The 24823-nt window shown below is 71.5% G+C and carries 23 protein-coding genes; 12 read left to right on the top strand and 11 right to left on the bottom strand.

All coding sequences use genetic code 11. The features are described 5' to 3' along the window. Positions 1-445: 445 nt before the first annotated feature. The 4 genes from ACZ37P_RS17410 (at position 446) to ACZ37P_RS17395 (ending at position 3514) form a co-directional block, all read left to right on the top strand. Positions 446-1021, top strand: coding sequence for a hypothetical protein (locus ACZ37P_RS17410; RefSeq protein WP_355337059.1), 576 nt, complete (start codon positions 446-448; stop codon positions 1019-1021). Beyond that, positions 1018-1230: a MerR family transcriptional regulator gene (locus ACZ37P_RS17405; protein ID WP_188280336.1), complete on the top strand. Its 213-nt coding sequence runs from the start codon at positions 1018-1020 to the stop codon at positions 1228-1230. The genes ACZ37P_RS17410 and ACZ37P_RS17405 overlap by 4 nt, the downstream gene beginning before the upstream one ends. A gap of 395 nt (positions 1231-1625) precedes the next feature. Beyond that, entirely contained in the window at positions 1626-2567 is a 942-nt protein-coding gene (locus ACZ37P_RS17400; protein WP_391046856.1) for an SIS domain-containing protein, read from the top strand. Positions 2568-2668: 101 nt separating this feature from the next. Further along, on the top strand, positions 2669-3514 hold the full coding sequence (locus ACZ37P_RS17395) for a class II fructose-bisphosphate aldolase (RefSeq protein WP_355337055.1): 846 nt from the start codon (positions 2669-2671) through the stop codon (positions 3512-3514). A gap of 24 nt (positions 3515-3538) precedes the next feature. Here ACZ37P_RS17395 and ACZ37P_RS17390 read toward each other — a convergent pair whose 3' ends face one another. Together ACZ37P_RS17390 and ACZ37P_RS17385 are read right to left on the bottom strand one after the other, a co-directional pair. Continuing rightward, positions 3539-4204 carry a fasciclin domain-containing protein gene (locus ACZ37P_RS17390; RefSeq protein WP_391046862.1) on the bottom strand — a complete coding sequence of 222 codons (666 nt, stop codon included), beginning with the start codon at positions 4202-4204 and terminating at the stop codon, positions 3539-3541. Between the two features lie 165 nt (positions 4205-4369). Continuing rightward, positions 4370-6139: a sulfite oxidase gene (locus tag ACZ37P_RS17385; protein ID WP_467347166.1), complete on the bottom strand. Its 1770-nt coding sequence runs from the start codon at positions 6137-6139 to the stop codon at positions 4370-4372. 77 nt (positions 6140-6216) lie between these two features. Here ACZ37P_RS17385 and ACZ37P_RS17380 point away from each other — a divergent pair, with 77 nt between their 5' ends. From ACZ37P_RS17380 to ACZ37P_RS17360, 5 genes are all read left to right on the top strand, one after another. Next, on the top strand, positions 6217-6387 hold the full coding sequence (locus tag ACZ37P_RS17380; protein WP_355337051.1) for a hypothetical protein: 171 nt from the start codon (positions 6217-6219) through the stop codon (positions 6385-6387). A gap of 13 nt (positions 6388-6400) precedes the next feature. Next, on the top strand, positions 6401-7735 hold the full coding sequence (locus ACZ37P_RS17375; RefSeq protein ID WP_467347163.1) for an NAD(P)/FAD-dependent oxidoreductase: 1335 nt from the start codon (positions 6401-6403) through the stop codon (positions 7733-7735). 71 nt (positions 7736-7806) lie between these two features. Then, entirely contained in the window at positions 7807-8532 is a 726-nt protein-coding gene (locus ACZ37P_RS17370; RefSeq protein ID WP_355337236.1) for a DUF1365 domain-containing protein, read from the top strand. A 53-nt stretch (positions 8533-8585) separates the two neighbouring features. After that, a complete protein-coding gene (locus ACZ37P_RS17365; RefSeq protein WP_467347234.1) occupies positions 8586-9917 on the top strand; it encodes a class I SAM-dependent methyltransferase in 1332 nt (443 codons plus the stop codon). Further along, entirely contained in the window at positions 9914-10756 is an 843-nt protein-coding gene (locus ACZ37P_RS17360; RefSeq protein ID WP_391160471.1) for a DUF1295 domain-containing protein, read from the top strand. The genes ACZ37P_RS17365 and ACZ37P_RS17360 overlap by 4 nt, the downstream gene beginning before the upstream one ends. Positions 10757-10831: 75 nt before the next feature. Here the strand turns inward: ACZ37P_RS17360 and ACZ37P_RS17355 are convergent, their stop codons facing one another. From ACZ37P_RS17355 to ACZ37P_RS17345, 3 genes are read right to left on the bottom strand one after another with little or no spacing between them, the layout of a single operon-like run. After that, complete coding sequence (locus ACZ37P_RS17355) at positions 10832-12232, bottom strand: cryptochrome/photolyase family protein (protein WP_467347162.1); 1401 nt, start codon at positions 12230-12232, stop codon at positions 10832-10834. Continuing rightward, the gene (locus ACZ37P_RS17350; protein ID WP_401715638.1) at positions 12225-12995 is read right to left on the bottom strand and encodes an anti-sigma factor; all 771 of its coding nucleotides are present in this window, start codon (positions 12993-12995) and stop codon (positions 12225-12227) included. Before ACZ37P_RS17350 ends, ACZ37P_RS17355 begins: the two co-directional genes overlap by 8 nt. Then, entirely contained in the window at positions 12992-13576 is a 585-nt protein-coding gene (locus ACZ37P_RS17345) for a sigma-70 family RNA polymerase sigma factor (RefSeq protein ID WP_188280325.1), read from the bottom strand. Before ACZ37P_RS17345 ends, ACZ37P_RS17350 begins: the two co-directional genes overlap by 4 nt. A 294-nt stretch (positions 13577-13870) precedes the next feature. On the opposite strand from ACZ37P_RS17345, the gene ACZ37P_RS17340 reads away from it, so the two are divergent. Next, the gene (locus ACZ37P_RS17340) at positions 13871-14074 is read left to right on the top strand and encodes a helix-turn-helix transcriptional regulator (RefSeq protein WP_188280324.1); all 204 of its coding nucleotides are present in this window, start codon (positions 13871-13873) and stop codon (positions 14072-14074) included. 3 nt (positions 14075-14077) lie between these two features. On the opposite strand, the gene ACZ37P_RS17335 is transcribed toward ACZ37P_RS17340, so the two are convergent. Next, positions 14078-16300 carry an MMPL family transporter gene (locus ACZ37P_RS17335; protein ID WP_467347161.1) on the bottom strand — a complete coding sequence of 741 codons (2223 nt, stop codon included), beginning with the start codon at positions 16298-16300 and terminating at the stop codon, positions 14078-14080. Positions 16301-16415: 115 nt separating this feature from the next. Between ACZ37P_RS17335 and ACZ37P_RS17330 the strand changes: the two genes are divergently transcribed. Continuing rightward, positions 16416-17150: a TetR/AcrR family transcriptional regulator gene (locus ACZ37P_RS17330; RefSeq protein WP_467347160.1), complete on the top strand. Its 735-nt coding sequence runs from the start codon at positions 16416-16418 to the stop codon at positions 17148-17150. Between the two features lie 27 nt (positions 17151-17177). Here the strand turns inward: ACZ37P_RS17330 and ACZ37P_RS17325 are convergent, their stop codons facing one another. The 4 genes from ACZ37P_RS17325 to recD2 all read right to left on the bottom strand — a co-directional run bounded on the left by ACZ37P_RS17325 (position 17178) and on the right by recD2 (position 23124). Then, positions 17178-18059, bottom strand: coding sequence for a DedA family protein (locus ACZ37P_RS17325; protein ID WP_467347159.1), 882 nt, complete (start codon positions 18057-18059; stop codon positions 17178-17180). 259 nt (positions 18060-18318) lie between these two features. Then, positions 18319-19065 carry an SDR family NAD(P)-dependent oxidoreductase gene (locus ACZ37P_RS17320; RefSeq protein WP_355337035.1) on the bottom strand — a complete coding sequence of 249 codons (747 nt, stop codon included), beginning with the start codon at positions 19063-19065 and terminating at the stop codon, positions 18319-18321. Positions 19066-19490: 425 nt separating this feature from the next. Then, the gene (locus ACZ37P_RS17315; RefSeq protein ID WP_188280320.1) at positions 19491-20780 is read right to left on the bottom strand and encodes a citrate synthase; all 1290 of its coding nucleotides are present in this window, start codon (positions 20778-20780) and stop codon (positions 19491-19493) included. A gap of 124 nt (positions 20781-20904) precedes the next feature. Next, complete coding sequence (gene recD2 / locus ACZ37P_RS17310; protein WP_467347157.1) at positions 20905-23124, bottom strand: SF1B family DNA helicase RecD2; 2220 nt, start codon at positions 23122-23124, stop codon at positions 20905-20907. A 206-nt stretch (positions 23125-23330) separates the two neighbouring features. Here recD2 and ACZ37P_RS17305 point away from each other — a divergent pair, with 206 nt between their 5' ends. Further along, on the top strand, positions 23331-23759 hold the full coding sequence (locus ACZ37P_RS17305) for a DUF937 domain-containing protein (RefSeq protein ID WP_467347156.1): 429 nt from the start codon (positions 23331-23333) through the stop codon (positions 23757-23759). Positions 23760-23988: 229 nt separating this feature from the next. Here the strand turns inward: ACZ37P_RS17305 and ACZ37P_RS17300 are convergent, their stop codons facing one another. Then, complete coding sequence (locus ACZ37P_RS17300; protein WP_467347232.1) at positions 23989-24822, bottom strand: sugar phosphate isomerase/epimerase family protein; 834 nt, start codon at positions 24820-24822, stop codon at positions 23989-23991. Between the last annotated feature and the right edge of the window lies 1 nt (position 24823).

The following is a 24823-nucleotide window of genomic DNA, read 5'->3' as shown; positions in this document are numbered from 1 at the left end:
ATCCGGTCGGCCCGGCCCTCGCCGACCGTTCTGCACTGCGTTCAGCACTGCGTTGAGATGGTCCAGGCGTTCCACTGAGTAGTTCCCTCGCGCCTGGAGTACGTCGACAGGTTCCGGATCCAGCGGTCGCCGCTGACGGTGCGCCATTCCGTCGGAGGCAGCCGATGCACGGCCATGTTCCGACGGGACGTCGCTCACCTGCACCGACGACGACTTTCGGCATGTCCTGAACAGGGCGCACTCCCCTCGGTCATCGAGTCGATCGACGAGTTCGCACTGCGACAGCCACCTTCCGACATCATGACCAACGGGTGACCAAATGAATTCATCTCCATGTGTGGGCCAAAAATGCGGCAACGTGCCGCACGGGTCGCGACCGCGCCGCACAGCGGCCCCGGGGCTGCGTCTGTGCACCTCGTGCTACCACGATCTCAAGGCGAATCTGATGGAGCTGCCGGAGATCTACGACGACTGCGAGTCGGTGCTCCATCCGCGCCGCAACCCGACCCTCCAACGGGTCAGCGGCAGCAGGCAGTCGACCGGAATACGGCTGGACGAGGCGGCGATCACCGCCCGGTCCGGCATCGTCGGGTTCCTGGCCTCGTGGGCGGCGATGGTCGCCGAGGAGCGCGCCGTCCGCAAGCCGGTCCGCAGGCAGCCGGAGGAGATGGCCGACTTCCTCGTCGTCCACCTCAACTGGCTGCTCGCGCACCCGACCGCCGCGGACTTCGCGGAGGAGATCTCCGAGATAACGCACCGCGCGCGCCGGTCCGCCTACACGCAGCCCGCGTTGCGCATGGATCTCGGCCAATGCATCCATTCCGGTTGCAGCGCGGCGATGACCACGGCGCCGTCGTCGCCCGACGGCCGGCGCACTCGAGAAGTGAGCTGTACCGCAGGACACAGTTGGCAGCCCCACCAATGGCTTCTGCTATCCCGGCAGATTCAGCAGACGCGGCAGTTCGCGCGCGGCACTGCGGGAGCGGCAGCACAATCCCAGCGCCCGGAGGACGCCGCATGAATCCGCCACCGCGCAATAGAAGTCGGCTTGTTCCGACTCAACTCGCCGCACTCGCCGCCGGAGTCTCCGAGGCGACGATCAGGAAATGGGCCAGCCGCGGCAAGATCACCCGCTACGGCAGTCCCGGACGCGCGCAATACGATCTCGACGAGCTACTCGAACGTGTGGCCGCGAAAACGGAAGCGGCGGCTCTGAAGGAATCCACGTGAGCGCTTCGGGCCTCGCGTAAAGCAATTGACAGAGGACGAAGAGCCCTGCCTGTCGTGCGGAGCTTTCTCTCGGGCAGGGTTTCCTCCTCGTTCTTCTCGTTCTCACCGTTCGGCCTTCGCCGGGTCCGGCCGCCGTTCACGCCCTCGTACCAGAGAGCCGGACCGCGCGACGGGATGTGACATCCGGTGCGGGAAGTGTGACGCGCGCCTCATTCGGCCGCCGGACAGGGGGCGCGCCGCCCGCGTGCGCCCTTAGCGCAGTCCGGGACCTTCCGCCAGCCCTCTCCTCTGTGTACATTTATGCTCGATAGCTGCTCGTTTCGAGCAGGATCGCGCATCCGCACCGCGCGTCGCATCTCGCACGCCGTATCTCGCACACCGCACGAGGAGCCCCGATGTCCGCGTCCCTCACCACCACCGAGACCGCCTCCCAGCCCGAGTGCTGGCAGCGGGCGGCCGATCTCGCTCCCGCCGAGGCCGGAAAGCTGCCGCGCGACGGCGAGCGGGTGGCGGTGATCGGCTGCGGCACCTCCTGGTTCATGGCCCAGTCCTACGCGGCGCTGCGCGAACAGGGCGGCCACGGCGAGACCGACGCCTTCGCGGCCTCGGAGTTCCCGTTCGGCCGCGGCTACGACCGTGTAGTGACGATCACCCGCTCCGGCACCACCACCGAGGTGCTGCGGGCGAGCGAGCGACTGCGTACGGCGGGCGTCGCGGTCACGGCGATCACCGCCGACCCGCACACCCCGGTGATGGAGGCCGCCGACGAGGTCGTGGTGCTGGACTTCGCCGACGAACAGTCGGTGGTGCAGACCCGGTTCGCCACCACCGCGCTCGCGCTGCTGCGCGCCCACCTCGGCCACGACCTGACCGCGGCCGTCGCCGACGCGCGGCTGGCGCTCGCCCAGGAACTGCCCACCACCGTCACGGCCGCCGAGCAGTTCACCTTCCTCGGCACCGGCTGGACCTACGGCCTGGCGCAGGAGGCCGCGCTGAAGATGCGCGAGGCCGCGGGCGCCTGGACCGAGAGCTACCCGGCGATGGAGTACCGGCACGGCCCGATCAGCATCACCGGCCCCGGCCGCGTGGTGTGGGCCTTCGGCGCCCTGCCCGAGGGCCTGGCCGACAACGTCGCGGGCGTGGGCGGCCTTCTCGAGGCCGGTTCCGCCGCGCCCGCCGACGGCGGTACGAGCGCGGTCGGCGGTACGGGCGCGCCCGTGCTCGACCCGCTGGCCGACCTGGTGCGGGTCCAGCGGCTCGCGGTGGCCATCGCGGAGAACAAGGGGTACGACCCGGACCGGCCGCGCAACCTGACGCGTTCCGTCGTCCTGGCCTGACGCCAACCCCCGCGCGGCGCTCCGCTGTTCGGCGGACCGCCGCCTGTACCCCCGCCCGCACCCGTGAAACCGGCACCGCCGTACGTACCCCGAGGAATCCCATGCCTGCCGTCGCCACCGCAGAACTCGTCACCGCAGCCCGGGCCGCGGGCCACGGGGTCGCCGCGTTCAATGTGATCACGCTGGAGCACGCGGAGGCGATCACCTCCGCCGCGCAGGCCGCCGGGCTGCCGGTGATCCTCCAGATCAGCGAGAACGCGGTGGCCTTCCACGGCGGTCGGGTCGAGCCGGTGCTGGCGGGGGCGGCGGCGGTCGCGCGGGGCGCGGCGGTGCCGGTCGCCCTGCACCTGGACCACGTGGAGAGCGAGGAACTGCTGCGGGCGGGCGTGGCGGCCGGGGCGTCCTCGGTGATGTTCGACGCGTCGAAGCTGCCGTACGAGGAGAATCTGCGGGCCACCGCGCGGATGGTGGAGTGGGCGCACGGCCAGGGCGCCTGGGTCGAGGCCGAGTTGGGCGAGGTCGGGGGCAAGGACGGCGCGCACGCGCCCGGCGTGCGGACCGACCCCGCCGAGGCCGCCGCCTTCACCGCCGCGACCGGGGTGGACGCGCTCGCCGTCGCGGTCGGCAGCTCGCACGCGATGACCGACCGCTCCGCGCGCCTCGACCACGAACTGATAGCCGCGCTGCGCACGGCCGTACCCGTACCGCTGGTGCTGCACGGCTCGTCCGGTGTGCCGGACGACGAGCTGCGGCGGGCCGTCGCCGCCGGGATGGTGAAGGTCAACATCGGCACGGCGCTGAACATCGCCTTCACCGGGGCGGTACGGGAGCACCTGGCGGCGGACCCGGCCGTCGTCGACCCGCGGCGCTATCTGCGGCCGGCCCGCGACGCGATGTCCGCCGTGGCGGAACACCTGCTGCGCGTCGTCGCGGGCCGTCCGGAGTGATCCGTAACGCCTGGTCCCCAACGGCTACTTGGGCATCAGCACCGTGTCGATGATCTGCACGGTGGCGTTGGCGGTGGTGACGTTGCCGCAGACCACGTTCGCCGTGTCGTTGACCTTGTACGCCTCGCCGGAGCCCGAGGTCGTCAGGGTGCCCTTCTCCAGCGTGGTGTAGGTGCCCTTGGACAGGCCCTCGGGCGCCTTCACCGGCTCGCCGACCACGTGGTAGGTGAGGATCTTGGTGAGCATCGCCTTGTCGGCGAGGACCTTGTCGAGGTCGGCCTTCGGGATCTTCGCGAAGGCGTCGTTGGTCGGCGCGAAGACGGTGATGTTCTGGGCGTTGTTCAGGGTGTCGACGAGACCGGCCTTCTGGACGGCGGCGACCAGCGTCGACAGCGCCGGGTTGTGCGAGGCGGCGGTCGCCACCGGGTCCTTGGACATGCCGTCGAAGCTGCCCGCGCCGTTCTTGGGCACGGTGGCGCAGCCGGGCCCGAAGGGCGCGTCCTTCGTCGAGGCGTCACTCGGCGCGTCGCTGGTGGGCGCCATCGCCGGATCGCTCGCCGAGGTGGACGGGCTCGCCGCCGCCGAGTCGTCCTTCTTGTTGTCGTCGCTCGAACAGGCGCTGAGGGCCAGCGGCAGGACGGCGGCGGCCGTCACGGCGACGGCGATGCGGCGGGCGCGGAGGTTGAACATGGTTTTTCTCCTCTATATGTGCGGTCTATGCGACATGTGCGTGCGGAAAAGTCGTCTGTGGCGGGGAGTTGGGGAGGCGGATGGTCCGGGGGGGGCGGATGGCCCGGGGGGGCGGCGGGCCGCTCGAAGGCGAACAGGTCGTCGGATGGTCGGCGCGCCGACGGGTCAGTCGACGCTGACCACCACCGAGTGCCAGCCGGTCGCGCCGTTCGGGACGGTGCCGACGCGGTGGTCGGTCTGCGTGTAGCCGTCACGGTCCGTCGCGCGGACCTCCAGCGTGTGACTGCCGGGCGTGGCGTCCCACTCCCACAGCCACTGCCGCCAGGTGTCGGTGCTGTCCTCGTCCGCGAGCCGGGCGGTCTGCCACCGGCCGCCGTCGACCCGTACCTGCACCCGGTCGATGCCCCGGTGCTGCGCCCACGCCACCCCGGCCACCGGCACCCGGCCCGCCTTGGGACTGGCGAACGGTTTCGGGGTGTCGATCCGCGACTCGGTCTTGATCGGCGCCTCGCGCGACCAGCTGCGTTTGACCCAGTAGGCGTCGTAGGAGTCGAAGGTGGTCAGTTCGAGTTCGCGAAGCCACTTGCAGGCCGACACATAGCCGTACAGGCCGGGCACCAGCATGCGGACGGGGAAGCCGTGCGCGAAGGGCAGCGGCTCGCCGTTCATGCCGAGCGCGAGCATCGCGTCACGGCCGTCGAGCACGGTCTCCACCGGTGAGCCGATGGCCATGCCGTCCACCGAGTGCGCCACCAACTGGTCCGCCGTGCCACCGCGCGACGGGGGCCGTACCCCCGCCTCGCGCAGCAGATCGGCCAGCCGGACGCCGATCCAGCGGGCGTTGCCGACGTACGGGCCGCCGACCTGGTTGGACACGCAGGTCAGCGTGATGTCCCGCTCGATCAGGTCACGGCGCAGCAGGTCGTCGTAGGAGAGCGTCAACTCCTTGCCCACGCCCATGCCGTGGATGCGCAGCCGCCAGGTGGTGGCGTCGATCTTCGGCACGACCAGGGCGGTGTCGACGCGGTAGAACTTCGCGTTCGGCGTGGTGAATGCGCTCAGCCCGGGGATTCCCAGGTCCGCCCCGCGCGGGACGGCCGCGGCGCGGGAGGCGGGGGCGGGCAGCGCGATGGCCTTCCGTGAGGCCACCGCGACGGCGCCGCGACGGTTGTTGAGGGTACGGCCCAGGGCTCCCGCACCCGCGGACGCGGCAGCCGTGGCGGCAGCGGCCAGCACGAAGCCACGGCGGTCGAACGCGGGGCGGGAGGTGGGCCCGGCCTGCGGGGCGGGCGTTTCCGTCCGTGGCAGAGGGGTCTCGGCGGTGTCCTCGTCGTCCTCCGCGGCGCGCTCCACGGCGGACGGAGCGGTCGGTGTCTCCGGCGCGGCGGCCTGTTCCGGCACGCGCGCGGCCGGTGCGGCGCGGAGCGTGAGCCGCCGCGTCAGCAGCCACAGCGCCGCCGCTCCGAGCAGCGCGCCGACGATCGACGGCAGCGCGTCCAGCCGGTGGTAGTCGGGTCGGCTCCAGGCGGCGACCGCCCCGATGACGCCGAAGGCCAGCACGCCCGCGCAGCCCGTGCGCCGGAAACGCAGCGCGAACACGCCGAGCACGAAGGCGAAGAGGGCCAGGATCGCGACGATGCCCAGTTGCAGCACCAGCTTGTCGTTGGTGCCGAAGTTCCGTACCGCGTAGTCCTTCAGGGACACCGGTGTGCGGTCGATGACCGCGCCGCCGACCGCCGTCACCGGACTGGCCTCGGGACGGGCGGCCACGGCGACGAGTTCGGCGAAACCGAGTGACGCGGCAGCGGCCAACAGGCCGCTCAGCGCGCCGAGTACGACCCTCAGCAGCCGGCCGGCGGCGCTCGGGCCATGTGGCTGATGAGGCTCCAGCACACTGCCGGGGCTGATGGTCTCCTGGTCGGTCACATCCCGCATTCGTGGCCACTCGCCCGGCGGATTGGTACGGGATTCCGCGTCCCCCGGGCCGACGGGTTCCGCCGCAGGTGGGGGCCGTGAAGATCACCGCCGGAACGTTCCGCTCCCGCACCAATCCGCGGCGGCGGCGGCCACGAATGATCAGTGAGGGCGCACCGGTGCCGGTCGCCGTTCCGGCCGCGCCGGACACCGACCGGGCACGGGGCGCCACCGGGCACCACGGGGTGTCACCGGACATCGAGCACTGACCGAGGGGATCGCATGACGGCCGAACGACGTCGGATCGCGGTGATAGGCAGCGGAGTGGCGGGCCTTACCGCCGCCCATGTGCTGCACCGCGCGAGTGACGTGTCCCTGTACGAGGCGGACGACCGGCTCGGCGGGCACGCGGACACCCACGACGTGGCCGACCCCGACGGCCGGTCCCTGAGCGTCGACACCGGCTTCATCGTGCACAACGCCCGCACCTATCCGCATCTGCTGCGGCTGCTGCGCGAGCTGGACGTCGCCACGCAGGAGTCCGAGATGAGCATGTCGGTGCGGTGCGAGGGCTGCGGCCTGGAGTACGCCGGGGCCCGCGGGCCGCGCGGGCTCTTCGCGCAGCCGCGCAACGCGCTGCGGGGCCGCTATCTGCGGATGCTGACCGAGGTCACGGCCTTCCACCGCGGGGCGCGGCGGCTGCTCGCGGAGAGCGGTGAAGCGGGTTCGGGTTCTTCCACGGATACGGGCTCGGATACGGACACGGGTGCGCGCGCTGCCGCCACCGACCGCACGCTGCGGGAATTCCTCGCCGACGGCCGCTACTCCCCCTACTTCGTCCAGCACTTCATGACCCCGCTGGTCTCCGCCGTCTGGTCCTGCTCCCCCGCGACCGCGCTGGACTTCCCGGCCCGCTACCTCTTCCGCTTCCTCGACCACCACGGCCTGCTCAGCGTCGGCGACTCCCCCGCCTGGCGCACGATCACCGGCGGCTCCCGTACGTACGTCGAGCGGGTGGGCAAGGAGGTGTCCGCCGTGCACACCTCCAGCCGGGTGACCGCGCTGCGCCGCGTCCCCGGCGGCGCCGAGGTCACCGTCGAGGACGGCACCACCGAGCGCTACGACGCGGTGGTCGTCGCCGTCCACCCGCACCAGGCGCTGAGCCTGCTCGCCGAGCCCACCGCGGCCGAGCGCGAGGTGCTGGGCGCGATCCCGTACACCGTCAATCCCGCGCTGCTGCACACCGACACCGGCGTGCTGCCGCGCGCGTCCGGCGCCCGCGCGTCGTGGAACTACCTGATGCCGTCCTGCGCCTCGGACGCCGACGCCGTCCTGGTCAGCTACGACATGAACCGGCTCCAGCGGCTGGACGGCGCCGACACGTATGTGGTGACGCTCAACGGCGCCGACCGGGTCGACCCCTCCGCCGTACGGGACCGGATGGCGTACGAACACCCGCAGTACACGCCGGAGTCGGTGGCCGCGCAGCGACGGTTGCCCGAACTGAACGGGCCGGTGGTCGCCTACGCGGGCGCCTACCACGGCTGGGGTTTCCACGAGGACGGCTGCGCCTCCGGGGTGGCGGCGGCGCGCGCGCTGGGGGTGGAGTGGTCATGACGGCTCCGGTGCATGACGGGACGGCGCACGATCCGGAAGCGGAAGCGAAGCCGCAGGCGGAGGCGGTGGCGGTGGCGCCTTCGCTGTACGACTGTCGGATCGCCCACGCCCGTAACCGCCCCGTGCGGCACTCCTTCCGTATGCGCACCTATATGTGGCTGGTCGACGTGGACCACATGCCCCGACTGCCGCTGCCGCTGCGCCCGCTGGCCGGTTTCCGGGCGCGGGACCACTTCGGCGGTACGGCGCCCACGGTCAGGGCGGGGCTCGACCGGTTCCTCGCCGCGCAGGGGGCGGCCCCCGCGGACGGCCGCGTGCTGATGCTCACGCACGCCCGTGTCCTCGGCCATGTCTTCAACCCGCTGACCCTGTACTGGTGCCACGCGCGTGACGGCACGCCCCGCCATGTGGTCGCGGAGGTCCACAACACCTATGGCGAGCGGCACTGCTATCTGCTGGCGCCGGACGCCGAGGGCCGTGCCTCGACCGCCAAGGAGCTGTACGTCTCCCCGTTCTTCCCGGTGGAGGGCGACTACCGCATGCGGGTGCCGGAGCCGGGAAACCGCCTTTCCGTGACGGTCCATCTGGAACTGGACGGAAAACGCCCCTTCACCGCGACCGTGAGCGGCGACCGCCGCCCGGCCACCACGGCCGGACTGCTCCGGGCCGCTGTACGCCATCCGTGGTCGACGCTCCTCGTCTCCGCGGGGATCAGATTCCACGGTGTTCTGCTGTATCTGCGCGGCCTGCCCGTACGGCCGCGGCCAAGCCATCACGTTCAGGAGGGAATGCGGTGACCGTGTCATCCACTCCGGCCGCCCCGGTGACTGCCGGGGCCGCCGTCTCGCCCGTGTCGACGTCCAGGGTGCGCGCGGCGGTCGACGCCGAGCGCTGGCCGGACGTCGCGGCGGCGCCCCGCTGTTCGGCCGCGCGCGCGGCCGTCGCGGCCTTCCTCGTCCGCAGGGCGCTGGAGCGGCTGCCGCTGCGGGTGCGGCTGGCGGGCGCGGACGGCGACGACGCGGGCGAGGGCGCCCGCACGCTGGGGCTCGGCGGCCCGCTGATGCGGGTGCACGACCCGCGGTCCTTCTTCCGCCGGATCGGCGCCGAGGGCCTGATCGGCTTCGGCGAGTCGTACATGGCCGGGGAGTGGGACGCGGACGACCTGACCGGTGTGCTCACGGTCTTCGCCGACAACGTCGCCACCCTCGTACCGCCGTCCCTGCAACGGCTGCGCGGTGCGTGGGCCAGGCGGCGGCCGGAGGCGCAGCGCAACACCCGCGAGGGCGCGCGCGACAACATCCACCGGCACTACGACCTGTCCAACGACCTCTTCTCGCTCTTCCTCGACGAGACGATGACGTACTCCTCCGCGGTCTTCCGCGGCTTCCCTGCCGACGAGCACCTGCTGCCCGCCGCCCAGCACCGCAAGATCGACCTGCTGCTGGACGCGGCCGGGGTCGGTCCCGGCACCCGGCTGCTGGAGATCGGCACCGGCTGGGGCGAGCTGGCGGTGCGCGCGGCATCGCGCGGCGCCCGTGTGGTGAGCGTGACGCTCTCGCGCGAGCAGCGTGAACTGGCGCTGGAACGGGTCCGCGCCGCCGGGCTCCAGGACCGTGTCGAGGTGCTGCTGCGCGACTACCGCGAGGTCGAGGGCGAGTACGACGCGGTGGTCAGCGTCGAGATGATCGAGGCGGTCGGCCACGAGTTCTGGCCGGAGTATTTCCGCACCCTGGAGCGGCGGCTCGCGCCCGGCGGCCGGATCGCGCTCCAGGCGATCACCATGCCGCACGACCGGATGCTGGTGAGCCTTCCCACCTTCACCTGGATCCACAAGTACGTCTTCCCCGGCGGCATGATCCCCTCCGCCGAGGCCATCTCCGAGGTGAGCGGCGAGGCCACCGGGCTGCGGATCGTCAGCGCCGAGGCGTTCGGACCGCACTACGCGGAGACGCTGCGGCTGTGGCGCGAGCGGTTCGCGCGGTGCGCGGACGAGGTGGCGGCGCTCGGCTTCGACGCGGTCTTCCGGCGGCTGTGGACGTTCTACCTGGCCTACTCGGAGGCCGGTTTCCGGTCCGGGTACCTGGATGTGCGGCAGTTCGTGCTGGAGGGGGCGGTGGGGGCCACCGGGGCATCGGGGCCGACTGGTGCCGTGCACGCGGAAGACTCGGCGGCAGGCCGGTGAACGGCTTTCCGTGGGGCGCATTCTGCGTGAATCTCGCGGCGGCGGCGGGCGCGGCGCTCGCCGTGATGCTGGTGACCTTCGCGGTCGCGGTGGCCAAGGGCATGCACCGGGTGGTCGACGTGGCGTGGGGCGCCGCCTTCGCGGCGGTCGCCGTCGTGTCGTACGGGTTGTCCTCGGGGCACGGTGACGACGGGCGGCGGCTGCTGGTCCTGGTCCTGACCGTGGTGTGGGGGCTGCGGCTGGCCGGGCACATCGCCTGGCGCGGCCGTGGCCACGGCGAGGATCCGCGCTACGAGAAGATGCTGTCCAAGGTCCCGGCCGACCGCCGCAACGGGTACGCCTTCCGGATCGTCTACCTCCTCCAGGGTCTGCTGGTGTGCGTGGTGTCGCTGCCGGTGCAGGTCGCCTGCTATCTGCCGGGGTCCGTCGGCCCGGCGGCGGCGGTCGGCGCGGCGCTGTGCCTGGTCGGGCTGGTCTTCGAGGCGGTCGGCGACCACCAGCTCGCCCGCTTCAAGGCCGATCCCGCGCACCGCGGTCAGGTGATGGACCGCGGCCTGTGGGGCTGGACCCGGCACCCCAACTACTTCGGCGACTTCTGCGTCTGGTGGGGGCTGTACGTGCTGGCGTGCGACGGCGCCCGCTGGTCGTCGGCGGCGGGCGCCGTCGTGCTGGCCGTGCTCGGCCCGCTGACCATCAGCTTCCTGCTCCTGCGGGGCAGCGGGAAGCCGCTGCTGGAACGGCACATGGCGCAGCGGCCCGGCTACGCCGAATACGTCGCCCGGACGAGTGGTTTCTTCCCGTGGCCGCCGCGAAAGGGCGGTGTTGACGGGCGGGCGTAATCGGCGACAGCCGGGCCGCTGGGGGCACCGGTCGTGGTGAGTGGGTCGGCTCCGCTCAGTTCGGTGGGTTCGCGGTCAGTCGTCCAGGCCGCGGGCCCGCGAGAAGCGGGCGTGCCCCTCGCTCAGGGCCACGATCGGGTCCGGGTAGTCGAACCGCTCCCGTTCCGGACCCGACAGCTTCCACGGCTGGTGCACCGCCGCCCCCTCCAGCTCGGCCAGTTCCGGAACCCAGCGCCGCACATAGTCGCCGTCCGGGTCGAAACGGGCCGCCTGGAGCAGCGGGTTGAGCACCCGGTTGGGCCGGGTGTCGGTGCCGGTGCCCGCCGACCACTGCCAGTTGAGCTGGTTGTTGGGGATGTCGCCGTCGACCAGCAGGTCCAGGAAGTGCCGGGCGCCGACCCGCCAGTCCACGTACAGCGTCTTGGTCAGGAAACTCGCCACGAGCAGCCTGCCCCTGTTGTGCATCCAGCCCTCGTGCAGCAGTTGGCGCATCGCGGCGTCCACGATGGGGTAGCCGGTGCGGCCCTCGCGCCAGGCCGTGACCTCCTCGGGGGCGGTGCGCCAACGGTCGTGCCGGGAACGGTAGTCGCGGTGCGCCGCGTCCGGCCGCGCGGCGAGCACCTGATGGTGGAAGTCGCGCCAGGCGAGCTGCCGGATGAACGCCTCCGCGCCCCGGCCGCTCACCGACCGCGCCCGGTGGACGAGTTCGGTCGCGGACACGCACCCGAAGTGCAGATACGGCGAGAGCCGGGAGGTCGCGTCACCCGCCAGGTCGTCGTGCTGGTCCGCGTAACCCTCCAGGCCCGAACGCCACCAACTGCCCGCCAGCTTGCGACCCGCCGTCTCCCCGCCGGGCGGCAGGCCCGGCGACGGCTGCCCGCCGCCCGGCCCGGTCAGCTCGGCGGCGGAGGGCAGCGCGGCGGACTTCACGTCCTCGGGCACGGTGACCTTGCGCGGCGCGTCCAGCACGCGGCGCTGGGGCTCGGCGCCCCAGCGCCGGAAGTACGGTGTGAAGACGGCGAAGTGGTCGCGGCCCACGGGGGTGACGGCGCCGGGCGGGGCCGCGGTGACCACGGCCTCGTGCACCACCACCTCGCAGCCCGCCGCCGCCAGGGCCTTGCGCAGCCGGTCCTCGCGGCGCAGGGCGTAACCGCTCACCCCGGCCGCGATGTGCACCTGCCGCGCCCCGCTGTCGCCGACGGCCCGGATAACCTCCTCGACGACGTCGCCGCGCCGCACGACCAGCCGCCCGCCGCGCGCCCGCAGGCCCGCGTCCAGGTCGGCCAGGCAGTCGGCGAGGAACGCCGCCCTGTTCGGCACCGCGAATCCGGCCCGCGCGATGCCCTCGTCCACCACGAACAGCGGGACCACGCTCCCGGCCGCCGCCACCGCCCCGGCCAGCACGGGGTTGTCGTGCAACCGCAGGTCCGCGGTGAACAGCGCGATGGACGACCCGGTCCGCGACGTCTCAGGCACGGGCCACCGCCGGGAACGTCACCAGCGCCAGCGGGGCACTCGTCGGCTGCTGCGAGCCGCCGGCCGGTTCGACCGTCACGCCCACCCCGGAGGCGTTGTCGATCCGCCCGTCCAGCACCACGGCCTGGTCGGTGGCTGACGGGTCCATCAGACCCGCCGGCCGCATCTTCCCGCCGTCGTCGAACCACAGCTCGTACGTCTTCCCGGCCGCCGGCGTCGGCATACCGGCGGCCAGGAAAGCGGCCTTGCCCAGGCTCCGGGAGACCACCACGGTCGCGGTCGTGCCGGTGCTGAGCTTCCGTGTGGTGCTCGCCGCGTCGGGCGCCGAGAGCACCTGGGAGAGCTCGCCCGCCCGCTGCTCGGCCTGATTCGCGCGCTGCCTCGCGTCGTCGGCGGCCTGGTGCTGCCAGACGGCCACCCCGCCGAGCCCGACCACTCCCGCCATGCACGCGGCCAGCGCGTAACGCGGCAGCCGCCGCGCCCCGGCCATCCATCCGGCGAGACCGCGCCGCTCCTGCCGCGTGACGACCGGCGGCTCCTGCCGCACGGCGGCGACCCGGCGCAGCACCTGCTCACGCATGTGCGGCGGCGGCACGACCGACGCGGCCAGCGCCAGCCGGGTGGCCGTCGCGGACAGCTCACGGACCTCCTGCGCACAGGCCGAGCAGTCGGCGATGTGCCGTTCGAATTCCTCCCGCTCACCGTCGGGCAGCGCGTGCACCGCGTACGCACCGGTGAGGGTATGCAGATCGGCGGTCGTCATGCGCTCACTCCCAAGCAGTCGCGCAGGCGGATGAGTCCGTCCCGCAGTCGGGTCTTGACGGTCCCCAGCGGAGCCGCGAGCAACTCGGCGACCTCCCGGTAGGTGAATCCCTGGTAGTAGGCGAGCGTCACCGACTGGCGCTGCAATTCGGTGAGCGTCCGCATACAGCGTCGCACCTGCTCGCGCTCCAGCCGTGACTCGACCTGTTCCGCGACCTCGTCGAAGGCGGGGGTGTGCTCAAGCAGCGCGGCCTTGTGCTCCCGGTCGGAGGACGCCTGCGCGGAACGCACCCGGTCCACCGCACGACGGTGGGCCAGCGTCATCACCCAGGTCATGGCGCTGCCACGGGATGCCTGGAAGCGGGTCGCGGTCTGCCAGACCTCGACCAGCACCTCCTGGGCGACCTCCTCCGACTGCGCGGGGTCCCGCAGCACCGAGCGCACCAGCCCCAGCACGGGCCCGGCCACCGCGTCGTAGACCCTGGCGAACGCCGCCTCGTCGCCGCGGGCGACCGCGACCAGCAGCTCCTGGAGGTCGGGGCCGGCGCCTGCGACGCCGTCCAGCCGTACGGCTTCCCTCATCTGCGATCCATCCCGTCCCGACTCACCCGCGCAAGTCTCCGACCGGTATTCGGAGCCGAGGGGTGGGCGGATTGCCCGCTCGCTGATTTCCTCCGGTCTCAGCCCGCCATCGTGCCCCCTTTCACCGCCACGGTCCGGACGACCTGCGCGGTCGTTACCCGTTCGCCACATTTGTCACCGTTACGCGGGTTCCGTGTCACAGAAGATCAACAAGCCCATGCGGTGACGCTCACCTGTCGTTGGCCGGACGAAGGTGCTGATCAACAGCAGCCCCGCCGTACGGAGGTACCTGGGATGACCGACCGGACCCTGTGGTCGTACGCCGAGATCGCCGCGCACATCCGCGTACAGGTCGACACCGTCCGCTCCTACCGGAAGCACGGGCATCTCCCGCCGCCCGATGTCGTCGAGGGCGGCAAGCCCTTCTGGTACGCCGATACCGTCAGGGCCTGGAGTGCCCGGCGGCCGGGAAACCGCGGCCGCCGGGATCCGGACTGAGCCTCAGTTCCGCGTGGCCGGCTCGGGGTCCCGCCGCTCCTGCGAGGAGTGCGGGGCCTTCGTGCCCTCCGCCGCCTCCTGGCCGCCGCCCTCCGATATGCCGAACCGGTCGTGGAAGCGGCGCAGCACCGGCGGCGCCCACCAGGTGGCCCGTCCGGTCAGCCGCATCACCGCGGGCACCAGCAGGGTGCGGACCACCATCGCGTCCATGAGCACCGCCAGCGCGATGCCGAGCCCCAGCATCTTGGTGTTGGCCACCCGCGAGGTGCCGATCGCGACCATCACCACGGCCAGGATCACCGCCGCCGCCGTGATCAGTCCGCCGGTCCGCTTGAGCCCGAACTCGATGGACGCCTGGTGGTCGCCGCCCCGGTCGTACTCCTCCTTGATCCGCGAGAGCAGGAACACCCCGTAGTCCATGGAGAGTCCGAAGGCCACGCAGAACATCAGCACCGGCAGGGTCGTCTCGATGCTGCCGGTGGCCGTGAAGCCCAGCAGTCCGGACAGATGACCGTCCTGGAAGACCCACACCACCGCGCCGAACATCGCGGTGAGACTCAGCGCGTTGAGCAGCACCGCCTGGAGCGGGATGATCACGCTGCCGGTGAGCAGGAAGACCAGCAGCAAGGTGACCAGGGCGATGATCCCGGCCGCCCATGGCAGCCGTTGGCCGATGGTGTCCTTGGTGTCCACCAGGACGGCGGCCTGGCCGGTCACCGAGGCTTTGAAGTCCGTGGGCACGGCGCGGATCGCGCCGACCAGGTGCTGGGTGCCGGCGTCCACCGCCTCGCTCGTGGACAGCACCGTCATGTAGGCGGCGCCTGAGTCCTGGGCGACGACCGGCCCCTCGACCCGGACAACGCCGGGCAGGGCGGCCACCCGCTTCTCGTATCCGGCCAGTTGGGACCGGTCGGCGCCTTCGGCCAGCACCGTGATGGCGCCGTCGGGACTGCCGGGGAACTCCTGGCGGATGTGCTGCTGCACCACATGAGACTCGGCCGCCGAGGGCAACTGCCGGTCGTCCGCGGCGCCGAAGCGCACCTGGAGGAAGGGCAGTCCGAGCAGCAGCAGGCCCGCGACCGCGCCGATCGCGAAGAGCGGCGCCCTGCGCATCACCAGCCGGGCGAAGGCGGCGTATCCCGCACCGGGGTCGCTCGCGGGCCTGCGGCGCAGTACCTTGCGCAGATCCAGCGCGTTGACCCGGTCTCCGAGCAGGACCAGGCAGGCGGGCAGCGCGATCAGCGCCGCGGCGGCGGCCAGCAGCACCACGGCGATCCCCGCGTAGGCGAAGGAGCGCAGGAAGTATTGCGGGAAGACGAGCATCGCGGCGAGCGAGGCGGCGACGGTCAGGGCCGAGAAGAGGACGGTGCGGCCCGCGGTGCGCAGGGTCACTCCGACCGCCGCGCGCGGGGTGAGTCCGGTCGCCAGCTCTTCGCGGAATCTGCGGACGATGAACAGGGCGTAGTCGATCGCGAGGCCGAGGCCGAGCGCGGTGGTGAGATTCTGCGCGAAGACCGAGACGTCGGTGAACGAGGTGATGGCGCGCAGCACCGCGTTGGTGCCGAGGATCGCGATGATGCCGACGCCCAGTGGCAGCAGTGCGGCGATGGCGCTGCCGAAGACCATGACGAGCAGTATCAGGGTGACGGGCAGGGCGATCATCTCGGCCTTGACCAGGTCGTCCTGGATGGTGCTCTGCAATTCGTGCCGGACGGCGGCCGAGCCGCCGACGCTCACGTCGACCGGTCCGTGCTCCCCGCGGTAGGCGGGGGCGATCCGTTTGACGGCGGTGGCCACCGCGTCGTCGTCGCCCTTGAGCCGGGCGGTGATCATCGCCGAGCCGTCGTCCTTGGCGCGCAGCACCGGCGCGTGGGTGCCCCAGTAGGAGGTGACGCCGGTGACGGCCGGATCGGCGGCGAGCTTGCGGGCCAGCTCCTGCCCCTGCGCGGCCACGGCGGGGCTGTCGACTCCCGCGCCCTTGGCGTCGACCAGCAGGACCAGATTGGGCTGGGAGGCGGGGAAGTGGTCGGCGAGCGCCGCGGTCGCGTACGAGGACTCGGAGTCGGGCGCTTCCCAGCCGCCGCTGGCCAGCCGGTCGGCCACGCCTCGCCCGGCGACGACCGCGAGCGCGGTGAAGAGGAGGGCGAGCAGCAGCGTCAGCCTGGGCCGGGCCGTGACGGCCCGCGTCCAGCCCCCGACCTCGGAGTCGTGGTTGACATCAGCCATGACAAAAGGTGTCCTCTCCCCGTAGTGCGACGTAGAATCGCAAATGCGAACTGTCGCTCGCGTTTCAAGAATGCGAGTGGCCGCTCGTGTTTGTCAATACCCCTGGGGAGTCACCGTGTCCGAGGCGGAAGAGCGGCAGCCGCGCCGTCGGCAGGCCCGCGGCGAGCGGCGTGTCACACAGCTCCTCCAGGCCGCCGCCAGCGTGTTCTGCGCGCTGGGCTACACGGCGTCCAGCACCAACGCGATCGCCCGCGAGGCGGGGGTGTCGCCGGGCACGCTCTACCAGTTCTTCCCGAACAAGGAGGCCATCGCGGTCGAGCTGGGCAGCCAGCTCGCCAAGGAGATGGAAGCCACCCACGGCCGGGTCTTCACCGTCGAGAACGCCTTGCTGCCGCTGGACGAGATGATCGACGCCGTCGCCGGTCCCTTCATCGAGTTCAACTGCGCCAACCCGGCCTTCCTCGCCCTGATCAAGGGCCCGGACACTCCCGGCAAGGTCGCCGAGGGCCACGACGAGCTGCACGCGTCACTGCTCGCGCGCCTCACCGAACTGCTCGGCGTCCGTCAGCCGTCGCTGTCCACAGCTGAACGCACGCTTGTGGCGCAGATGTCCTTCGCGATGTTCAAGGCAGGACTCGACCTCGTCGTCCAGCACGAGGGCGAGGAACGGGACGCGTACGCGCGGGAGATGAAGGGGATGCTCTACCGCTATCTGGCGCCCTACCTGGGCACCGGGGCGGTCACCGGTCAGGGCACGGCCGTCGCCCCCGACGCAGCCGCCGCCCCGGACAAGGGCGCCGCCCCGGGCAAGAGCCCAGAAGACAGCACGGACACCGCCGCCGCGCGCTGACTTCGCGTCCGGGGCCGCGGCCGACGGCTACTTGCCGCGACCGGCCGAGAAACAGGGAAATCCGCCCCGGTCCTTGCCCGGTGGCGGACTTGTGCGCGCGACAGTGGCACCTGTGACGGATGTCGACGTGGTGGTGGCCGCTGCCCCTGGTCCCGCGGGCAGGCCACCGGCCGGTCCCGTACCACCACCGCCGGAGGGTCCCGGTACGGCCACCGCGTCACCCGCGAAGGACGCCCGTACCACCATCGAGGGAGGCCGGGTCGCCTCGCGCTCCCCCACCAGGCGGGGATCGCGGCGCTCACGCGCTCGCGAGATCCACTGCACCAGCGTGCCGATACCGGCGACGAGCATCGATATACCGAGCCCCAGGCAGAGGGCGAAGAACGAGTTGGAAGCGGCTTTGCCGCTGAAATAACCGGCTCCGACGGAATAGCTGGCCCAGACGGCCTCCGCGACACCCGCGCCCACCGCGTAACGCCGGGCGGGATAGCGCACGACACCCGCCGCGAGACCGCCTATCACTCGGCCGCTGGGCAGAAAGCGCACACCGATCACAAAGGGCACACCGTGCCGCTGTATCCGCAGGGCGGCCCATCTGAGCAGCGCCGCCCGGCGTTCGTCGCGCTCCATGCGGGCCAGGACACGGCCGCTGAGCGCCCGGCCGGTGCGGTGGATCAGCATGTCGCCGAGGACCGCGCTGCCCGCCACCACCAGCAGCACGAGGGCGATGTCCAGCCGTCCCTCGGCCGCCATCACTCCGCCGGTCACGAGCAGCACGGAGTTGGGCACGAGCGGCGGGGCCGTGGTGAGGGCCAGTACCGCGTATGCCCAGAAGACGTGTCCACCTCGCAGGTACTCAGCGAGACCCGAGGTGAAGTCCAGTGACGACACGTTCAGTGCAACGTCCATTCCACCGCCCCTCTTCCCGCCCCCGGGCTTCAAAACTGACAGCGGCCGGTGGGACGGGGCAAGGGGGTTTCCCGTGGATCAGGGGATTCCTCGGGGGCTCCCAGGAGAATTCATCCTGAGGGTCCAGTCGGGCTACTCCTCAGGGAGTACGGGCGCGCCTGTCACGGAACGCGGAATGCTCCCGGCGCACTGGGCCTCCGGAGCACAGGGCCTCCGGAGCGCAGGGACCACCCGGTCACCGGGTCACCGGGTCACCGGGTCACCGGCCGAGCAGTTCGCCGCCGTTGCACTGAAGGATCTCGCCGGTGATGAAGCCGGCCTCGGGGGACGCGAGGAAGAGCACGGCCGCCGCCACGTCGGCGGGGTGGCCGACGCGGCCCACGAGCGTGCGCCCGGCCCGCCGGGTCAGCTCGGCGTCATTGAGCCGCGAGCCGAAGAATTCGGTGCCCGCCACGGTGCCGGGCGCCACGATGTTGCACGTGACGCCCTGCGGGCCGAGCTGGGCGGCCAGCGAGTGGTTCCAGGCGTGCAGGGCGGCCTTGGAGGCCCCGTAGGAGCCGCCGCCGCGCAGCGCGGCCACCGAGGTGACCGTGACCACCCGGCCGCTGTCGGTGAAGCGGTCTCGCAGCGATTCGGTCAGCAGCACCGCGGTCAGCACATTGCGCTCGAAGTCGCCGCGCCAGCGGGCGAGCACCCCGTGCGGGCCCGCGCCGATCGCCAGCTCCCGGCTGCCCGCGTTGTTCACCAGGACGTCGACCTGCTCGGGCAGGTGCCGGAGCGCCGCCTCGACGTCGTCGGGGTCGGCCAGGTCGCAGGCGACCGGGGTGACGTCCAGCCCGCGCTCCCGGCGCAGCTCCTCCGCGGTGGCGTGCAGGACCTCACGGCGACGGCCGACGATCGTGACGTGGTGGCCCTCCTCGGCGAAGCGGATCGAGATCGCCCGACCGATGCCCGTACCCCCGCCGGTCACGACGACGCTGCGGCCCGCTGTCCCGTTCTGTGCCATGTACTCCGCCCCTCATGAGGAGACAGCACGCTACGGGATCGCCCCATACCGCCCGCGAGCGGGGTAGCCTGCGAAAACGCCCCCTTTCGAAGAGACGTAGATCACAGGGCTTGGAACGTAACCATTACGGTGGTTCGTGGGTCTTATGTCTTGAGCACCGCGCTCCCGGCGGAGCCGGTGGGGGGCTGCGGAACGGGCTGTCTTGGGGGACGGCCCGGGAATGCGTCGCCGGGGCGATGTCCGGGGAGCTTTGAGCGGCCCTCCCGGGCCGCAGTCGTCCCGGCACGGCGCAGCCGCCGAAAGACGCCCGGTCGGACCCGTGGGGGGATCCGTTCCGGGAACGGGAGCGCCCCGTGCCGGACCCGTGGGGGGATCCAGCGCGGGGCGCTTCTTCATGCGTGGCGGGGCCAGGCTCAGCCCGTGGTTCAGCGGCCCTCGACGGGCACGTAGTCGCGGATCTCGACGCCCGTGTAGATCTGCCGCGGACGGCCGATGCGGGAGCCGGGCTCCTTGATCATCTCGTGCCACTGGGCGATCCAGCCGGGCAGCCGCCCGATGGCGAACAGCACGGTGAACATGCTGGTCGGGAAGCCCATGGCCCGGTAGATCAGGCCGGTGTAGAAGTCCACGTTCGGGTACAGCTTGCGCGAGACGAAGTAGTCGTCGCCGAGCGCGTGCTCTTCGAGCTTGAGCGCGATGTCCAGAAGCTCGTCGGACTTGCCGAGCGCCGACAGGACGTCGTGCGCGGCCGACTTGATGATCTTCGCCCGGGGGTCGAAGTTCTTGTAGACGCGGTGTCCGAAGCCCATGAGCTTCACACCGTCTTCCTTGTTCTTCACCTTGCGGATGAAGGCGTCCACGTCGCCGCCGTCGGCCTGGATGCCTTCCAGCATCTCCAGCACCGACTGGTTGGCGCCGCCGTGCAGGGGGCCCCACAGCGCGCTGATACCGGCCGAGATCGAGGCGAACTGGTTCGCCTGCGAGGAGCCGACCAGCCGGACCGTCGACGTCGAACAGTTCTGCTCGTGGTCGGCGTGCAGGATGAAGAGCTTGTCGAGGGCGCTGACCACGACCGGGTCGAGCTCGTACTCCTCGGCCGGCACGGAGAACGTCATGCGCAGGAAGTTCTCGACATAGCCGAGGTCGTTGCGCGGGTAGACCACCGGCTGACCGACGGACTTCTTGTACGCGTACGCCGCGATGGTCGGCAGCTTGGCGAGCAGCCGGATCGTGGAGAGGTGGCGCTGCTCGGGATCGAACGGGTTGTGGCTGTCCTGGTAGAAGGTCGACAGCGCGCTCACCACGGACGACAGCATCGCCATCGGGTGGGCGTCACGGGGGAAGCCGTCGTAGAACCGTTTGACGTCCTCGTGCAAAAGGGTGTGCTGGGTGATCTCGCCCTTGAACTCCGCCAGCTCGTCGACCGTCGGCAGTTCGCCGTTGATCAGCAGGTAGGCGGTCTCCAGGAAGCTTCCGCGCTCGGCGAGCTGCTCGATCGGGTAACCGCGGTAGCGCAGGATGCCTTCCTCACCATCGAGGAAGGTGATCGCGGACTTGTAGGCCGCAGTGTTGCCGTAACCGCTGTCCAGGGTGACCAGCCCGGTGTCGGCGCGCAGCTTGCCGATGTCGAAGCCGTTGTCACCGACGGTGCTGTCAACCACCGGGTAGCTGTACTCGCCGTCCCCATACCGCAGTACTACAGACTTGTCGCTCACGTCATTCCCTCACCGACGGTGTTGCCTCTTCTTCGAGGTGCCCTGACGAGGTCCACTGTCCCCCATTTGGCACTGGCGTGTGCACTCGGGGTCGGCCATCGGGCCGAAAGGTGGCACTCAGTGCCTATTTTGCGCCCCTGGACAGCCGGTGGTCGAGAGCCGTGAAGCGCTTTCCCGCCGACACCGTCCGCACCGCCTGACCGATGGCGCGACGCGATCCGACCAGCACGACGAGCCGCTTCGCCCTGGTCACAGCGGTGTAGAGCAGATTGCGCTGCAGCATCATCCAGGCACTGGTGGTGACAGGGATCACCACGGCCGGATACTCGCTGCCCTGCGAGCGGTGGATCGTCACCGCATACGCGTGGGCCAGCTCGTCCAGCTCGTCGAAGTCGTACGGGATCTCCTCGTCCTCGTCGGTGTGCACGGTGAGGCGCTGCTCGACGGTGTCCAGCCCGGTGACCACGCCGACCGTGCCGTTGAAGACGCCGTTCGCGCCCTTGTCGTAGTTGTTCCTGATCTGCGTGACCTTGTCGCCGACCCGGAAGGTCCGGCCGCCGAACCGGCGCTCGGGCAGGTCGGGCCGCGCCGGGGTGACGGCCTGCTGGAGCAGTCCGTTGAGCACGCCCGCGCCCGCGGGACCCCGGTGCATCGGCGCGAGCACCTGGACGTCACGGCGCGGGTCGAGCCCGAAGCGGGCCGGGATGCGGCGGGCCACCACGTCCACGGTCAGCCTGGCCACCTCCTCCGAGTCCTCCTCGGCGAAGAGGAAGAAGTCGGGCAGGCCCTGAGTGAGCGGCGGGACACCGGAGTTGATCCGGTGCGCGTTGGTCACCACCCCGGACTGCTGGGCCTGCCGGAAGATACGTGTGAGCCGCACGGCGGGCACGGGGCCGTCCGCCGCGAGCAGGTCACGCAGCACCTCACCCGCGCCGACGCTCGGCAACTGGTCCACATCGCCGACGAACAGCAGGTGCGCGCCCGGCGGCACCGCCTTCACCAGCTTGTTCGCCAACAGCAGGTCGAGCATCGACGCCTCGTCGACCACCACCAGATCCGCGTCCAGCGGCCGGTCCTTGTCGTACGCCGCGTCGCCGCCCGGCTTCAGCTCCAGCAGCCGGTGCACGGTCGAGGCCTCGGCACCGGTCAGCTCGGCCAGCCGCTTGGCGGCGCGGCCGGTCGGGGCGGCCAGCACCACCTTGGCCTTCTTCGCGCGCGCCAGCTCCACCACCGAGCGCACGGTGAACGACTTGCCGCAGCCGGGGCCGCCGGTGAGCACGGCGACCTTCTCGGTCAGCGCCAGCCGTACCGCCTCCTGCTGTTCCGGTGCGAGATCGGCCCCCGTCCTGGTTGCCAGCCAGGCCAGCGCCTTGTCCCACTCCACGTCCCGGAAGGCGGGCAGCCGGTCCTCCGGTCCGCGCAGCAGCCGCAGCAACTGGGCGGCGAGCGATATCTCGGCCCGGTGGAAGGGGACCAGGTAGACGGCCTTCGCCTGTTCCTCGTGCCCGTCCGGCGAGGGCACGCTCTCCCGGACGACGCCCTCCTCCTCGGCCAGCTCGCCCAGGCAGTCGATCACTAGGCCCGTGTCGACCTGGAGCAGCTTCACCGAGTCCGCGATCAGCCGTTCCTCGGGCAGATAGCAGTTGCCGCCGTCAGTGGCCTGCGACAGGGCGTACTGCAATCCCGCCTTGACCCGCTCCGGGCTGTCGTGGGGTATCCCGACCGCCTGCGCGATCCGGTCCGCGGTCAGGAAGCCGATCCCCCAGACCTCGGCGGCCAGCCGGTACGGCTGGTTCTTCACCACGGAGATCGACGCGTCCCCGTAGCCCTTGTAGATCCGCACGGCGATGGAAGTGGACACCCCCACTCCCTGGAGGAAGACCATCACCTCCTTGATCGCCTTCTGCTCCTCCCACGCGGCGGCGATCAGCTTGGTGCGCTTGGGGCCAAGTCCTGGCACCTCGATCAGCCGCTTCGGCTCGCCCTCGATGATCTCCAGCGTGCCGGTGCCGAAGTGGTCGACGATCCGCTCCGCGATCCTCGGCCCGATGCCCTTGATCAGCCCCGATCCCAGGTAGCGGCGTATCCCCTGGATCGTGGCCGGCAGCACCGTCGTGTAGTTCTCGACACTGAACTGCTTGCCGTACTGCGGATGCGAGCCCCAGCGGCCGTGCATCCGCAGCGACTCCCCCGGCTGCGCCCCCAGCAGCGCGCCGACGACCGTCAGCAGATCCCCCGAGCCACGGCCGGTGTCCACCCGCGCGACCGTGTACCCGGTGTCCTCGTTGGCGTACGTGATCCGTTCCAGGACGCCGTCCAGCACGGCCAGCCCCGACTCGCCCATGCCCGGCCTCCCTTCCCGGCCCTCCCGTTGGTGATCTGTTCCGAAGGTACCGGTTGGCTCGGACACCCCGTTGCCGCCCTGTGGATAACTCTCCGGCGGCAACTCCCCCTGTGGACAACGCCGCTCGGGCCACCCGGCTGCGGCCCTTCACGCGTTCGGCCGAACTCCGGGGGCCGCCGCTCGCGCGCCCGCGTAGCGTGCGACACATGAGCGACCGACCGCTGCAGGACGAAGTGCTGACCGAGCTGGGTGACGAGCGGCTTCAGGAGATGGCCGATCGGCTCGGCACGGACACGGACGCGGCTCGGCAGGTCGTGGGCGCCTCGGTCGGTTCGCTGACCGGTGTGGTCACGGACGAGGCGGTGACACCGGGCGGGACCGCGGAGTTGAGCCAGGCGCTGGAGCAGGCCGCCTCGGAACCGGAGCCGCTCACCGGGGTCGCCGGTTTCGCGGGGCTCGGCACGGGCGTGGGCGGCGGTCTGCTCACCACGGTGCTGCGCAAGGCGACCGCGCCGACGGCCCGCGCGGTGTCGAAGCGGACGGGTCTTCCGGTGGCGGCGGTCACGATGGCGCTGGAGACGCTCATTCCCGTGGTGGCGACGGTGCTGGCCAAGCGGGCCCGCCGGGCGAAGTGAGGCGGACGCGGCGAGCCGCCCCGGCGGTCACAGCGTCCGCACAGAGATACGAAAGAGGTCCGGCACAAGGCCGGACCTCTTTCGTTTCCCCCCTGCTACCCCCGAAGCCCCCCTCGGGCGCATTTCCCTCTCGGCTCCGTGAAACCCCTCCCAGGAGCCTTGATGCCCAGTAAGACCACCGACCCCCCGGAAGGGTTGTACGACGGATGCGTAATCTCTCAAGTTTTTTTCAGAGAACGTGCCGGAGGTACCGATCGGCGATCTCGGCGACCAGTTCAGCGCCGTCCCTGGCCCACAGCGCGGGGTTGAAGATCTCCACCTCGACCGGCCCGCGAAAGCCCGTCGCGTCCACCTGCTCACGCAGTCCCCGCAGGTCGACGCATCCGTCGCCGAGCTGTCCCCGCCCCAGCAGCACCCCCTCCGGCAGCGGTGTCACCCAGTCGGCGACCTGGAAGGAGGCGATCCTGCCTGCCGCTCCGGCCCGGACGATCTGCGTAGGCACCATGTCGTCCCACCACAGGTGATAGGTGTCGACCACGACACCCACCTGGTCCGCGGGGAAGCGCTCGGCGATGTCCAGCGCCTGGCCGAGCGTGGAGACCACACACCGGTCGGAGGCGTACATCGGGTGCAGGGGCTCGATCGCGAGCCGTACCCCGCGCTCCGCCGCGTAGGGCGCCAGCTCGCCGATCGCGTCGGCGACCCGCTCCCTGGCGGCGGCGATGTCGCGGTCGCCCGCGGGCAGGCCGCCGGAAACCAGCACCAAGGTGGCCGTTCCCAGCGTCGCCGCCTCGTCGATCGCCGCGCGGTTGTCGTCCAGCGCGGTCGCCCGCTCCGCCGGGTCGGTCGCGGTGAAGAATCCGCCGCGGCACAGCGATGTCACGGTGAGCCCGCTGTCCCGCATCAGGTCCGCTGCACGCTCGACGCCGTACTCCCGCACCGGCGCCCGCCACAGCCCCACCGAGCCGATCCCGGCCGCCACGCAGCCCTTGGCCAGCTCGGGCAGCGACCACTGCTTGACGGTCTCCTGGTTGATGCTCAGCCGCGAGAGGTCGCCGGTCACG

This window comes from Streptomyces sp. NPDC024632 (genome assembly GCF_055559175.1).
This window is presented reverse-complemented; position numbering and strand designations above follow the sequence as displayed.